Below are 13,356 nucleotides of genomic sequence, written 5' to 3' on the forward strand. Positions count from 1 at the left end.
CCGGGGTATCCGGCGACCGCGCCGCCGACTGCGAGCCTAGGCAGCGGCCGGCGACGTGGCACCGGGCCGAACGGTGCCCGGCCCGCCCCGGAGGACATTTGATCACGTCGATCAGGTTGATTGACGCCCGTCAGAGGCGGCGGCTAGTTTCCCGTCCATCGCCCAGGTGATTGCCGTCAGTGGACGGGGCCCTGGGCTGCCCACGATGGAGGTTCAATGACGACCCCGAAGAGATGGCACGTCGTCGCCACCGCGGCGATCCTGCTGATGGCCGGCACCCCGGCGGTGGTGGCCAGCGCCGGCCCGTCCGGTGACGCCGACCGGCGCGACCGGACGACCTGGGCGGCGACCTGGGCCACCGCGGTCACCCGGGGCAACGCGACCGGCCTGACCAACACCGGCCTGAACAACCAGAGTGTCCGGATGGTCGTCCACACGACGGTCGGCGGTCCGGCGCTGCGGGTGCGACTGAGCAACATGTACGGCGAGCAGGCCGTCCAGGTGGGCCGGGCGACCATCGCCCGGCCGAACACCGCCACCCCGGACGACCTGTCCGACATCGACCCGGCGACGCTGCGCGAACTGACGTTCGGCGGCGCCACCACGGCCACCATGAACCGGGGCGCCGAACTGCTCAGCGACCCGCTGGCGTTCCCGGTCGGCGACCAGTCCGACCTGGTGCTGACCCTGCACTTCCCGACGCCGACCGGCCCGGTGACGTTCCACGGGCAGTCCCGGCAGACCAACTTCATCGGCGCCACGGACCTCACCTCCGCCGCCGACGGAGCCGGCTTCACCATCCGTCCGAACTGCTGCTGGTTCTTCCTGTCCGGGATCGACGTGCAGCGCAAGCTCAGCCCCGGCTCGGTGGTCGTCTTCGGCGACTCGATCGCCGACGGCAACGGCAGCACGGTCAACGCCAACAAGCGCTGGCCGGACCTGCTCGCCGACCGGCTCATCGACGCCCGGCCGGACGTGCGTACGCCGGGCGTGCTCAACGCCAGCCTCGCCGGCAACCGGCTCAACCACGAGGGCCCGGAGCCGGGCGCGGGGGGCTTCCCCGGCTACAACGAACTGGGACCGAACGCGGTGGCCCGGCTCGACGAGGACGTGTTCTCCCAGACCGACGCGAAGACTGTGATCACCCACCTGGGCATCAACGACATCTGGATGTCCGGTGACTCCGCCGACGCGATCATCGCCTCGCTGCGGCAGGTCAACCGGCAGGTGCAGGCCCGTGGCCTGCGCAGCCTGGTGGCGACCCTGACGCCGTACGAGGGGCACGGCAACCCGGGCGTGTGGACGCCGGAGAAGGAGGCCGTCCGGCAGGCGGTGAACGCCCACCTGCGCGCCAGCTCCGAGTTCGACGGGCTGCTCGACTTCGACAAGGTGCTGCGTGATCCCGCGCAGCCCAGCCGGCTGCTGCCCGCGTACGACTCGGGGGACCACATCCACCCGAACGACGCCGGCAACCAGGCGATGGCGAACGCCGTACCGCTGCGCCTGCTCGGTCTGTGACATCCGGTGCGGGCGGCGGGTGATCCCCGCCGCCCGCACCACCGATTCCTGGGGAGACCGACGAATGACCGACGTTGCACAGGTGCTGACCCGTCTCTACAGCGACGCGGGTCGGCAGGATCCGTATCCCTGCTACGCCGACCTGCACGCCCTCGGCCCGGTCAGCCCGGTGCCGGCGCGCGCCGAGCACCGGGCGGTCGCCGCGGTCGCCGTCGGCTACGAGCTGGTCGACCGGATCCTGCGGGACCCGCGGTGGTACAAGCAGCCGCCGCCGGGCTGGCAGGACCAGGAGGTGCTGCGCACGTTGCAGACCTCGATGATGTTCGTCAACCCGCCGGACCACACCCGGATGCGGGGCGTGTTCGCCAAGACCTTCACCCCGCGCCGGATGGGCGCCCTGGAGCCGGTCGTGCACCGGGTGGTCGACGGCCTGCTGGACCGGATGGCCGACGCCGGCGATGCCGAGGTCGACTTCGTGGCCGAGTTCGCGTACCCGATGCCCGCCCTGGTGATGGCGGAGTTCATCGGCATCCCCGCGGGTGAGCTGGACTTCTACCGGCAGCGGGTGGAACGGATCGACGAGTTCCTGGACGTGGCCGGCAAGACCCCGGAACGCCTGGCCGCCGCCAACACCGCCGCCGCCGAGCTGCGGGCCTTCTACCGGGACCTGCTGGCCCACCGCCGGCGGACCCCCGGCGAGCACCTGATCAGCGCCCTGGTCGAGGCGGTCGACGCCGGGGACGTGGAGCTGACCGAGGACGAGCTGATCAGCAACCTGGTGGTGCTGTTCAACGCGGCGTTCGTCACCACCGTCTACATGTTCAGCAACGGCCTGCCGCTGCTGCTGGAGCACCCGGAGGTGGCCGCGGCGCTGCCCGGCGACGACGCGCTGACCCGGGGCGCGGTGGACGAGATCCTCCGGCTGGAGGCGCCGGTGCACTTTCTGGCCCGCGCCGCGCCGGAGGACACCGACCTCGACGGGGTGCCGGTCGGGCGGGACGAGAACGTCCTGCTGATGATCGCCGGGGCCAACCGCGACCCGTCCCGCTTCGCCGACCCGGACCGCTTCGACCCGCGCCGCGCCGGCCCGCCGTCGCTGGCGTTCGGCGCCGGTGCGCACTACTGCATCGGGGCGGCGGTCTCCCGGCTGGAGGGCCGGCTGGCGCTGCCCCGGCTGCTCGACCGCTTCCCAGGCCTGGCCGTGTCCGAGGCGCCCACCTTCAGCGGCAGCCTCTTCCTGCGCGGCGTCGACAAACTCCTGGTCAGCACCGGAACGGGGGAGCGGCCGTGACCCTGCACCCGCAGGCGGCGGCGTACCGGGACGCCCGCGCGGCGTCCGGCGTCCCGCCGCTGTACACCCAGACCCTCGCCGAGGCCCGCGCCGCCGACCTCGCCGCGATCCGCGCCGGCGGCGGCGCGGTCGAGCCGGTGCACGAGGTACGCGACACGCACGTCCCCGGTCCGGCCGGCGACCTGCCGGTACGGATCCACCGGCCGGCGGGGCAGGGGCGGCTGCCCACCCTGCTCTACTTCTTCGGCGGGGGCTGGACGCTGGGCAGCGTGGACACCGCCGACGGGATCTGCCGCCGGCTGGCCAACGCGGTGCCCTGCCAGGTGATCACCGTCGGCTACCGGCTCGCCCCCGAGCACCCCTTCCCGGCCGCCGTGCACGACTGCCACGCCGCCGCCCGGTGGATCGCCGCGCACCCGGACGAGTTCGGCGTCGACCCGGAGCGGATCGCGGTCGGCGGGGACAGCGCGGGGGGCAACCTCGCCGCCGCGGTGACCCTGCTGGCCCGGGACACCGGAGCGCCCCGGCTGGCCGCACAACTGCTCGTCTACCCGAACACCGACCAGAGCGCCGAGCCGACCGGCGACGACGACCCGGCGCTGTTCAACCGCCGCTCGGTGGCGTGGTACCGGGGCCACTACCTCGCCGACGCCGCCGACGCCCGGCATCCCCTCGCCTCGCCGCTGCTCGCCACCGACCTGGCCGGCCTGCCCCCGGCGCTGGTGGTCACCGCCGAGCACGACCCGCTGTGCCCGGAGGGGGAGCGGTACGCCCACCGGCTGCGCGACGCCGGCGTGCCGACCGTGCTGAGCCGGTACGCCGGCATGGTGCACGGCTTCTTCGCCATGCCCGGCGTCTTCGACGACGCCCACCGGGCCCAGACCGAGGCCGCCACCTTCCTCCGCGCCCACCTCCACCCCGACCCCGCCCCGCTCGCGGGCGGGCAGGGCGGCGCCGGGGACGGCGGTGCGGTCGGGTTGGCCGACTTCGCGGAGCTGGCGCGGGCCGTGCTTCCCGCGCCGGTGTGGGACTACGTGGCCGGCGGCAGCGGCGCGGAGACCACCCTGGCGGCGAACCGGCGTGCCCTGGACCGGGTCGGTGTGCTGCCCCGGATGCTGCGCGGCGTGCACACCCCGAGCACCGCCGCGCGGCTGCTCGGCGCCAGCCACGCCCTGCCGGTGGCGGTCGCGCCGATGGCGTACCAGCGACTGCTGCACCCCGACGGCGAGCTGGCCCTGGCCGCGGCGGCCGGCGCGGCCGGCGTGCCGTACGTGGCGAGCACGCTGAGCAGCGAACCGATCGAGCGGATCGCCGGAGCCGGCGGCGAGGTGTGGTTCCAGCTCTACTGGCTGCGCGACCGGGGACTGGTCGCCGACCTGCTGGACCGGGCGCACGCGGCCGGCTGCACCGCGCTCACCGTCACCGTGGACGTGCCGGTCCTCGGCCGCCGGCTGCGCGACCTGCGCAACGGCTTCGCCCTTCCCCCGGACGTGCACGCCGCGAACCTGCCGGCCGGACGGGACGATCTCGCGCACCACGGCACCCCCGGGGTGTCCGCCGTCGCCGCGCACACCCACGAGGTCTTCGCCCCGGCACTGACCTGGGCGGACCTGGAGTGGCTGCGGGCGCGTACGCCGCTGCCGCTGGTGGTGAAGGGGGTGCTGGACCCGCGCGACGCGGTCCTCGCGGCGGACGCCGGCGCGGACGCGGTGGTGGTGTCCAACCACGGCGGACGGCAACTCGACGGCGCGCCGCCCGCCGCCGCCGCGCTGCCCGAGGTGGTCGACGCCGTCGGCGACCGGTGCGAGGTGCTGCTGGACAGCGGGATCCGGAGCGGGACCGACGTGCTGCGTGCCCTCGCCCTCGGCGCGCACGGCGTGCTGGTCGGCCGGCCGCTGCTCTTCGCCCTCGCCGTCGGGGGTCGGGCCGGTGCCGACACCGCGCTGGCGCTGCTCGCCGCCGAGCTGACCGACGCGCTCACCCTGGCCGGCTGCGCCGACCCGGCCGCCGCCCGTGACCTGCGCACGGTGCCGGTGGACTGAGGTGACCCCCGACCTGCGCCTGACCGACCTGCACCCGGCGCTGGACGACCCGGCGCTGACCTCGATGAACTTCCTCAACGAGGTGGCACAGCGCTACCCGGACGCGGTGTCGTTGGCCGCCGGCCGCCCGTACGAGGAGTTCTTCGACGTCGCCACCCTGCACCGGCACCTGGACCGGTTCCGGCGGCACCTGGCCGAGGACCTCGGGCAGAGCCCGACGCAGGTGCACCGGACGCTGTTCCAGTACGGCCGGACCAAGGGCATCGTGCACCACCTGGTGACCCGCAACCTGGCCGTGGACGAGGGGATCACCGTCGACGACGAGGCGGTGGTGGTGACCGTCGGCTGCCAGGAGGCGATGTTCCTGGTGCTGCGGGCGCTGCGGGCCACGCCCCGGGACGTGCTGCTCGCCGTCGCCCCCACCTACGTCGGGCTGACCGGCGCGGCCCGGCTGCTGGACCTGCCGGTACGGCCGGTGGCCGGTGGACCGGCCGGCGTCGACCTGGCCGACCTGCGGGTACAGGTGCACCGGGCCCGCGCCGAGGGGCTGCGCCCGCGGGCCTGCTACGTGATGCCGGACTTCGCCAACCCGTCCGGGGCGAGCATCGACGTGGCCGGCCGGCGGCGGCTGCTCGACCTGGCCGCCGAGGAGGACCTGCTGCTGCTGGAGGACAACCCGTACGGCCTCTTCCCGGCCGGCGACGGCGACCGGCCGCCCACCCTCAAGGCGCTGGACACCGCGCGAAGGGTGGTCTACCTCGGGTCGTTCGCCAAGACGGTGCTGCCCGGCGCCCGGGTCGGGTACGTGGTGGCCGACCAGCGGGTGGGTGCCCCGGACGGCACCGTCGGCCTGCTCGCCGACCAGCTCGCGAAGATCAAGAGCATGGTCACGGTGAACACCTCGGCGCTGGCCCAGGCGGTGGTCGGCGGCGCGTTGCTGGAGCACGGGTGCAGCCTGGTCGCCGCCACCGTCCGGGAGCGGGCCGCGTACACCCGGAACCTGCGCCACCTGGTCGCCGGCCTGGCCCGGCGGTTCGGCGACGCCGGGCCGGTGCGGTGGAACGTCCCGGCCGGCGGCTTCTTCGTGGTGGTGACCGTGCCGTTCGGTGTGGACGACGCGCTGCTGGACCGCTCGGCCCGGGAGTACGGGGTGCTGTGGACGCCGATGGCGCACTTCTACGACGACGGGGCCCCGGTCGACGCCCTGCGCCTGTCGGTCAGCGCGGTCACCCCGGCGGAGATCGACAGGGGCCTGGACCGGCTCGCCGCCCTGGTCGCCGACGAACTCACCCGCCGGGTCGGCACGGCCGTGCGATGACACACCGCGTTCACCACACGGCAAAGCGCGACGACCCGGTCGCGAAGGTCCTGGATGGACACCCATAATGGACCGCATGATCGCTTGGGAGTACGCGCTGCTGGTCCGCCGCTACCAGGGACAGGGCCGCAATTTCCACGTCAGCTTCATCTGGTACGGGCCGGAGGGGTCCCGCACCGACATCACCGCGTACGGCGACACCGCGATCGCGCACCTGAACCGGGCCGGGCGCGAGGGCTGGGAGCTGGTCTCCGCCGCCGAGGACGTGAACAACGTCCAGGGCAGCACCGAGGTCCACCGCTACCACCTCAAGCGCCCCCTGGCGTAACCCGCCCCGCCCGGTGCCTGGCCGGCCCGCGTCGATCTGGGACTTGTCGTTGCGGTAGGAGACAAGCCCCCACACGTCCCAGATCGACGCGGTGGTGCGCGCCCCACGCCCGGGGGCGCGGGGTGGGCAGGGTCAGGCCAGGTCGACCGAGGGGTAGAGCGGGTAGCCGGTGAGGAGTTCGCCGGCCTGGCGGCTGACCTTGTCGGCGATGGCCGGGTCCAGCACGTACTTCGCCTTGGAGGGCGTGCCGTCGGCGTTGGCGCCCGGCGCGGTCCGGTCCAGCACGGTGTGGATCAACTCGGCGGTGGTGTCCATCTCGGCGGTGCCGAGGCCCCGGGTGGTCAGGGCCGGCGTGCCGATCCGGATGCCGGAGGTGTACCACGCGCCGTTCGGGTCCTGCGGGACGGCGTTGCGGTTGGTGACGATGCCCGAGTCGAGCAGCGCCTGCTCGGCCTGCCGGCCGGTGAGACCGTACGAGGACACGTCGATGAGCACCAGGTGGTTGTCGGTGCCGCCGGTGACCAGGTTCGCGCCCCGGCGTACCAGCCCCTCGGCGAGGGCCTGGGCGTTGCCGACGATGCGCGACGCGTAGTCGGCGAAGTCGGGCCGGCGGGCCTCGGCGAGGGCGACCGCCTTGGCGGCCATCACGTGCGGCAGCGGACCACCGAGCACCATCGGGCAGCCCCGGTCCACCTGGTCGGCCAGTTCCGGGCCGCAGAGCACCATGCCGCCGCGCGGCCCGCGCAGCGACTTGTGCGTGGTGGTGGTGACGATGTGCGCGTGCGGCACCGGGTCGAAGTCGCCGGTGAAGACCTTGCCCGCGACCAGACCGGCGAAGTGCGCCATGTCGACCATGAACGTCGCGCCGACCGAGTCGGCGATCTCCCGCATGATCCGGAAGTTCACCTTCCGCGGGTACGCCGAGTAGCCGGCGACCAGGATCAGCGGCTTGAACTCCCGGGCCGCCGCCGCGACCTTGTCGTAGTCGATCAGGCCGGTCGCCGGGTCGGTGCCGTAGCTGCGCTGGTCGAACATCTTGCCGGAGATGTTCGGCCGGAAGCCGTGGGTGAGGTGCCCGCCCGCGTCCAGCGACATGCCGAGCATCCGCTGGTCGCCCAGCTCCCGGCGCAGCGTGAACCAGTCCGCCTCGGTGAGGTCGTTGACGTGCCGGGCCTGGGCCCGCTTCAGCGCCGGCGCCTCCACCCGGTCGGCGAGGATCGCCCAGAACGCCACCAGGTTGGCGTCGATGCCCGAGTGCGGCTGCACGTACGCGTGGCTGGCGCCGAACAGCTCCCGGGCGTGCTCGGCGGCGAGCGCCTCGACGGTGTCCACGTTCTGGCAGCCGGCGTAGAACCGGCGGCCGACGGTGCCCTCGGCGTACTTGTCGCTGAACCAGTTGCCCATCGCTAGCAGGGTGGCCGGGGAGGCGTAGTTCTCGCTGGCGATGAGCTTGAGCGACTCGCGCTGGTCGGTCAGCTCGGCGCCGATGGCGTCGGCCACCCGCGGCTCGACGGCGCGGATCACCTCGAGGGCGCTGCGGAAGGCGGTGGATTCGGCGTTGCGCGACATGCGACCTCCTGGTGACGTGCGGAAGGCCCAGGCGCTCGGCATGCGTCCTCGTGACGGGGCCGCTCCCCGATGGTGATCCATCTCCAATGCGCCAGTCACGGCCCGCAGGTGATCCTACCGGGTCGAACGCGCGCGCCGGCCGGGGGTTGAGCGGCCCCGCGCGGGGCGTCAGGACCGGTGGGCCGGCGGCGGTGCGGCGGCCGGCACGACCGACCTGGGGAGACGAGAACGATGACCACACCGAGCACCGACCGGCCGTTCGCCGTGGTGACCGGCGCCTCCAGCGGCATCGGGTACGAGCTGGCGGTGCGGTTCGCTCAAGGCTGAGCAGCACCGCAAGATGGCCGAGCCCGGCTCCGCCTCCTGACTCGTCCCCGTCCCAGGCGGGCGGGGCTAGGGGCGTGGGGGACTCGCGAGTTGGCGGGGCGGGCCTAGGATCGGCGGCATGACGCGGGCGGGTTGGGACGGCAGTCTGCTGGCCATCAGCGACCTGCACGTGGGGCACCGGGACAACCGGCCGATCGTCGAGGCCCTGCGGCCGGAGACCCCGCACGACTGGCTCCTGGTCGCCGGCGACGTGGCCGAGACGGTCGCCGACGTCGAGTGGGCGCTGGGCCTGCTGGCCGACCGGTTCGCCCGGGTGGTCTGGTCGCCGGGCAACCACGAGCTGTGGACCACGCCGGGCGATCAGGTGCGACTGCGCGGCGTGGCGCGCTACCAGCACCTCGTCGAGGTGTGCCGCCGGTTGGGCGTACTCACCCCGGACGACCCGTGGGCGGTGTGGGACGGCCCCGGCGGCCCGGTGACCGTGGCCCCGCTGTTCCTGCTCTACGACCACAGTTGGCGCCCGCCGGGGTGCGACACCCCCGAGGCGGCGCTGGCCGAGGCGTACCGGACCGGGATCGTGTGCACCGACGAGCGGTTGCTGGACCCGGATCCTTACCCGAGCCGTTCGGCGTGGTGCGCGGACCGGGTGGCCGAGACCGCCCGGCGGCTGGACGAGCGCGATCCGGCGCTGCCGACGGTGCTGGTCAACCACTGGCCGCTGGTGCGCGAGCCGACCCGGATCCTGCGTCATCCGATCTTCGCCCAGTGGTGCGGCACCGAGGCCACCGCCGACTGGCACCGCCGCTTCGACGCCGCCGTGATGGTCTACGGCCACCTGCACATCCCCCGCACCACCTGGTACGACGGGGTGCGGTTCGAGGAGGTCTCGCTGGGCTATCCACGGGAGTGGCGGTCGCGCGGCGTACCTCCGGGGCAATTGCGGCGGATCCTGCCGGCGCCCGACGGGGTGCCCCCGACGGCCTGGTGAGACGCGACCGGGCCCGGCCGGTGGCCGGGCCCGACGTGCCGGGGTGGGACGCTCAGGCGGTCATCGCGTCCAACGACTTCTTGATCGCCTTGGGTGCGGTGGGGGTGCGCGGGGCGTCGGCGCGCATGTCGATCATCCGCTGGCCGATCTCCTGGAGCTGGTTGCGGCCCAGGGCGTCGCGCACCTTGGGGAACCACTCCTGCTCCTCCTCCTCGACGTGGTGCTCGACGTTCTCGATGAGCACCGTGGTCTTGGCGTTGAAGCGCTCGTCCGAAGCGTCCATGGTGGCCAGTTCCGCGCAGAGCACGTCGGCCACGTGGTGCTCCTCGTACGACTCGAGGATGTCGTCCTCCAGGTCCGGCAGCAGCTTGCGGACCTCCGGGTACATCACCTCGTTCTCCAGGTAGGTGTGCACCGTCAGGGCCTCCAGGATCTGGTTCACCAGCTCCTGACGCCGCTTGGCGGGGCCCTCCTCCGCCTTCTCGAACTCGCGGAAGAGGCGGCGCATCTCCTTGTGGTCCTCTTTCAACAGGACGATGGCATCGGTGGACACCGGTTGACCTCCTCGACTCGGCTGACGCTTTCTCCCTACCCCGGGGTGAACTGCGAAAACGGACGGGCCCGGCGGAGTTGCCGCCGGGCCCGTCGGTGGTGCCGTCGGGACTACCGCACCACGTTGTACGCGTTCACCATGCCGGCGCCGTAGAAGCCGTTGCGCTTGCCGCCGGAGCAGGTCGCGTCGTAGGCGTTCGGGCCGGTCGGGATCAGCGGCACCGGGTTGTAAACGCCGGTCGGGCAGGCCTTCGCCTCGGCGGTGCGCTCCAGGAAGGAGCCCAGCTGGCCGGGCGTCATGCCCGGGTGCGCGGACAGGGCCAGCGCCGCGACGCCGGCGGCGTGCGGGCCGGCCATCGAGGTGCCCTGCTTGTAGCCCCAGCCGTCGGTGCGCGTCGCCGTGTTGAAGGTGGTCGACAGGATGCCGTCGGTGAGGGTGGAGCGGACGCCCTGGGTGCGGAACCGGGTGTCGCCACCGGGTGCCGTCACGTCGATGACGCCCTGGCCGTACGAGGAGTAGTAGCTCTTGTCCCCGGTCGGGCCGACCGCCGAGACGGTCACCACGCCCGGCACCTCGGCCGGCAGGACGAGGCAGGAGTTGGTGAGGTTCTCCCGCACCTCCGGCTCGTCGGTGTTGTTCGGGCTGCCGGTGTCGGTGATCTTGTGCGCGAGGTCCCAGTTGGAGTTGCCCGCCGAGACGACGTGCAGCACGCCCTTGCTCTGCGAGTACCGGATCGCGCGCTGCACGGCCTGCCACACCGGGCGCTGGCGGGCGTCGTTGCGGCAGTTGAGCTGCCACGGGTCGATGTAGTAGCTGTTGTTGGTCAGCTGCATGCCGTGCTCGGCGGCCCACATGAACCCGCAGACCGCGGCCTCCGGGAAGATGTAGCCGTCGTCGTTGACCACCTTCACCGCGGCGACCTTGACGCCGGGCGCGACGCCGGTCACGCCGACGCCGTTGACGGCGGCGGCGATGGTGCCGGCCACGTGGGTGCCGTGGTCGGAGGTGGTCGGGTTCCAGGCCGCCTCGGTGGTGTCGGTGACACCGCCGAGGCAGGAGGTGCTCTTGTCCCGGGCGATCTGCGTCGCCAGGTCGGGGTGGGTGGAGGAGATGCCGCTGTCCAGCACGCCCACCAGCACGTCGGGGCTGCCGGCGTTGACCGCGTGGGCCTGCGGGACGTCGATCATCGGCATGTCCCACTGCTGGCCGAAGAGCGGCTCGGCGGTCGGGTCGGCGGTGGCGGCCACGGCCTGCGCCGCGGACACCTCCACCGTCTCGCCCTCGTCGAGGGCGGAGCCCAGGCCGGCGGTGGACGCGACCGACTCGACGCCCGCGCCGGCCACCGCGGTGGTGAAGGACGGGTTGGTCGAGCGGACGACGAGCACGCCGATCCGGTCGTAGGTGGCCACCACGGTGCCGGCGGCGGCGGCCACCCGGGCGGCCGCCTTGTCGGTCGTGGCGCCCTGCGGGGCGAGCACCAGATAGGTGGTGTCCGGTCCGGCGGCGGACGCCGCCGGGGCCAGGCCGCCGGTGACGGCGAGGCCGACACCGAGCGACACGGCGGACGCGGCCGCCAGTGTCTTGCGACGGAGGTTCTGCACACAGACTCCCAGGGGCTGTCGTCGACCGGTCCGCCCATGCGGGGAGCGGACCGGCGGGAGGCGGGCGGATCGCCGGCCTCCGAACGGACAGCGCCGGGGTGGGGTGTGGCGTTACACACACCCCGCCCGGCGGGACATATGGTGTCAGACGGTGGCGAGGGTGTGCGGGATCTCGTCGAGCAGCTCCCGGGCCAGGAAACCGATCCGCCCGTACTGCGGGACCAGCCGCTGGCCACTGACCGCGTGGGCGAACGCCGCCCAGCAGGCGGCCTGTGCCGGCTCCGCCCCGCGGGACAGCAGCCCGGCGAGCAGCCCGGCGCGTACGTCGCCGCTGCCCGACGTGCCGAGTCCCGCGTCGCCGCTCTCCTCCCGCCAGCCGCGGCCGTCCGGCGCGGCGACGTGACCGTAGAGGGAGACCACCGCGTCGTACCGGTCGGCCAGCTCGATCGCCTCGGCGTCCAGGTCGTCGCCCGGCTCCCGGCCGAGCAGGTGGCGCGCCTCGACCAGGTTGGGCGTGAGGACCGCCGGCCGGCCCGCGCCGGCCAGCAGTTCCGGGGAGTGGCTGAGCGCCCCGAGGGCGTACGCGTCGAGCACCAGCGCGGTCTCCGGGCCGGCCGCGTCGAGGACCAGCCGCAGCAGCTCGCCGGTCTCGTCGATGCCGGTCAGGCCCGGTCCGACGGTCACCACGTCGGCGGCGGCCACCAGTTCGGTCAACCGGTCGCCGGACCGTCCGGCCACCGCGCCGTCGGGCGTCTCCGGCAGACCCACGACGAGGGCCTCAGGCACCTGGATGCTGAGCGCGGCGGCGGTGGACTCGGCGGCGGCGAGCTGGAGCACGCCCGCGCCGGCCCGCAGCGCGGCCACCCCGGCCAGCAGCACCGCACCGGGGGTGAACCGGGAGCCGCCGACCACCAGGACGGTGCCCCGGGACTCCTTGCCGCCGGAGGGCACCGGCAGCGCCCAGCGGCGCAGCAGCGCGGGCGTGATGACCTTCGTGTCAGACCGGTTCGGCATGGACCTCGTCCTCCCTGGTCGGCCGCGCGCCCTGGGCGTGCAGGTGACCGACGTCGTTGAACACGTCGGGACGCAGCCGCCCGTCGGCGTCGGCGGACCAGCCGGTCACCGAGCAGTTGGCGATGACGTACCGGCGGGTCAACGCCATCAGCTCCTCCTCGGTGAGCCCCTCCACCAGGTAACGCGTCAGGAAGACCAGGGCGTCGTGGCCGAACAGCAGCACCCGCCGGCCCTCGTGGTCACGGCGCAGGTCACCGAGCAGCGCGCGCAGCCGCAGCGCCACGTCGGTCCACGCCTCGCCGCCGGGCGGCCGGTAGTAGAACTTGCCGAGCCGGTCCCGCCGCGCGGCCTCGTCGGGGTACCGGCGGCGCACGCCGTGGGCGGTCAACCCGTCCAGGATCCCCAGCTCCCGGTCGCGCAGCCGTTCGTCGCGGCTGACCGGGATGCCGGTGCCGTCCAGGGCCAGGTCGGCGGTCTGCACCGCACGCAGGTACGGCGACACCACCGCCACGTCCGGCCGGCGGTCCTCGGGCAGCCCGGCCAACCACCGGGCGGTGGCCTGCGCCTGCTCCCGCCCGGTGTCGCTGAGCGGCACGTCGGCGTCCCGGTGGCTCAGGTCGATCAACTCCGACCCGGCCGCCTCGGCCGCCGAGGCCGCCACGTTCGCCGTGCTCTCGCCGTGCCGGACGATCCAGAGCGTCGCCATTTCCGCCATGCGGCACCTGCTACCCGGGTGCCGCCGCCGGTAACCACACCACCCGGTGCTCCCCGGCCCGGCCCGCGCGCTTGCCCGCGCCGCCGCTCCCG

11 protein-coding genes, 1 pseudogene and 1 riboswitch are annotated in these 13,356 nt (G+C 73.8%); of the genes and pseudogenes, 7 read left to right on the forward strand and 5 right to left on the reverse strand.

What is annotated here, in order from left to right:
- The first annotated feature begins 216 nt into the window (after positions 1-216).
- From D7223_RS26110 to D7223_RS26130, 6 genes and pseudogenes are all read left to right on the forward strand, one after another.
- On the forward strand, positions 217-1,518 hold the full coding sequence (locus D7223_RS26110; protein ID WP_120731101.1) for an SGNH/GDSL hydrolase family protein: 1,302 nt from the start codon (positions 217-219) through the stop codon (positions 1,516-1,518).
- A 64-nt stretch (positions 1,519-1,582) separates the two neighbouring features.
- Entirely contained in the window at positions 1,583-2,809 is a 1,227-nt protein-coding gene (locus D7223_RS26115; RefSeq protein WP_120731102.1) for a cytochrome P450, read from the forward strand.
- Positions 2,806-3,714: pseudogene (locus D7223_RS33745) on the forward strand (alpha/beta hydrolase); the annotation flags it as partial. The gene D7223_RS26115 and the pseudogene D7223_RS33745, both read left to right, overlap by 4 nt.
- Before the next feature lie 72 nt (positions 3,715-3,786).
- Positions 3,787-4,851 carry an alpha-hydroxy acid oxidase gene (locus D7223_RS26120; protein ID WP_238162242.1) on the forward strand — a complete coding sequence of 355 codons (1,065 nt, stop codon included), beginning with the start codon at positions 3,787-3,789 and terminating at the stop codon, positions 4,849-4,851.
- 1 nt (position 4,852) lies between these two features.
- Positions 4,853-6,169 (forward strand): aminotransferase-like domain-containing protein, encoded by a 1,317-nt coding sequence (locus D7223_RS26125; protein ID WP_120731103.1) that lies wholly within the window; start codon positions 4,853-4,855, stop codon positions 6,167-6,169.
- Between the two features lie 67 nt (positions 6,170-6,236).
- Positions 6,237-6,497 carry a hypothetical protein gene (locus D7223_RS26130; protein WP_120731104.1) on the forward strand — a complete coding sequence of 87 codons (261 nt, stop codon included), beginning with the start codon at positions 6,237-6,239 and terminating at the stop codon, positions 6,495-6,497.
- Positions 6,498-6,629: 132 nt separating this feature from the next.
- Here the strand turns inward: D7223_RS26130 and D7223_RS26135 are convergent, their stop codons facing one another.
- Positions 6,630-8,066, reverse strand: a complete 1,437-nt coding sequence (locus D7223_RS26135) for a glycine hydroxymethyltransferase (RefSeq protein WP_120731105.1) — start codon at positions 8,064-8,066, stop codon at positions 6,630-6,632.
- An 18-nt stretch (positions 8,067-8,084) separates the two neighbouring features.
- A riboswitch (ZMP/ZTP riboswitch) is annotated at positions 8,085-8,175 on the reverse strand.
- A gap of 336 nt (positions 8,176-8,511) precedes the next feature.
- Here D7223_RS26135 and D7223_RS26145 point away from each other — a divergent pair.
- Complete coding sequence (locus D7223_RS26145; protein WP_120731106.1) at positions 8,512-9,381, forward strand: metallophosphoesterase family protein; 870 nt, start codon at positions 8,512-8,514, stop codon at positions 9,379-9,381.
- Positions 9,382-9,433: 52 nt separating this feature from the next.
- Here the strand turns inward: D7223_RS26145 and D7223_RS26150 are convergent, their stop codons facing one another.
- The 4 genes from D7223_RS26150 to D7223_RS26165 form a co-directional block, all read right to left on the reverse strand.
- A complete protein-coding gene (locus tag D7223_RS26150) occupies positions 9,434-9,934 on the reverse strand; it encodes a hemerythrin domain-containing protein (RefSeq protein WP_120731108.1) in 501 nt (166 codons plus the stop codon).
- Positions 9,935-10,044: 110 nt separating this feature from the next.
- A complete protein-coding gene (locus D7223_RS26155; protein ID WP_120731110.1) occupies positions 10,045-11,535 on the reverse strand; it encodes a S8 family peptidase in 1,491 nt (496 codons plus the stop codon).
- 144 nt (positions 11,536-11,679) lie between these two features.
- Positions 11,680-12,549, reverse strand: coding sequence for an NAD(P)H-hydrate dehydratase (locus D7223_RS26160; RefSeq protein ID WP_120731112.1), 870 nt, complete (start codon positions 12,547-12,549; stop codon positions 11,680-11,682).
- Positions 12,533-13,264: a histidine phosphatase family protein gene (locus tag D7223_RS26165; protein WP_120731114.1), complete on the reverse strand. Its 732-nt coding sequence runs from the start codon at positions 13,262-13,264 to the stop codon at positions 12,533-12,535. Before D7223_RS26165 ends, D7223_RS26160 begins: the two co-directional genes overlap by 17 nt.
- Positions 13,265-13,356 lie beyond the last annotated feature (92 nt).

The organism is Micromonospora endolithica, assembly GCF_003626595.1.
In the GTDB taxonomy this organism is placed as follows: Bacteria; Actinomycetota; Actinomycetes; order Mycobacteriales; family Micromonosporaceae; genus Micromonospora; species Micromonospora endolithica.

Excerpts from the sequence above, each read along its gene's own strand:
- D7223_RS26110 (WP_120731101.1), top strand. The coding sequence starts at position 217 with ATGACGACCCCGAAGAGATGGCACGTCGTCGCCACCGCGGCGATCCTG.
- D7223_RS26115 (WP_120731102.1), top strand. The coding sequence starts at position 1,583 with ATGACCGACGTTGCACAGGTGCTGACCCGTCTCTACAGCGACGCGGGT.
- D7223_RS26130 (WP_120731104.1), top strand. The coding sequence starts at position 6,237 with ATGGACCGCATGATCGCTTGGGAGTACGCGCTGCTGGTCCGCCGCTAC.
- D7223_RS26135 (WP_120731105.1), bottom strand. The coding sequence starts at position 8,066 with ATGTCGCGCAACGCCGAATCCACCGCCTTCCGCAGCGCCCTCGAGGTG.
- D7223_RS26145 (WP_120731106.1), top strand. The coding sequence starts at position 8,512 with ATGACGCGGGCGGGTTGGGACGGCAGTCTGCTGGCCATCAGCGACCTG.
- D7223_RS26160 (WP_120731112.1), bottom strand. The coding sequence starts at position 12,549 with ATGCCGAACCGGTCTGACACGAAGGTCATCACGCCCGCGCTGCTGCGC.
- D7223_RS26165 (WP_120731114.1), bottom strand. The coding sequence starts at position 13,264 with ATGGCGGAAATGGCGACGCTCTGGATCGTCCGGCACGGCGAGAGCACG.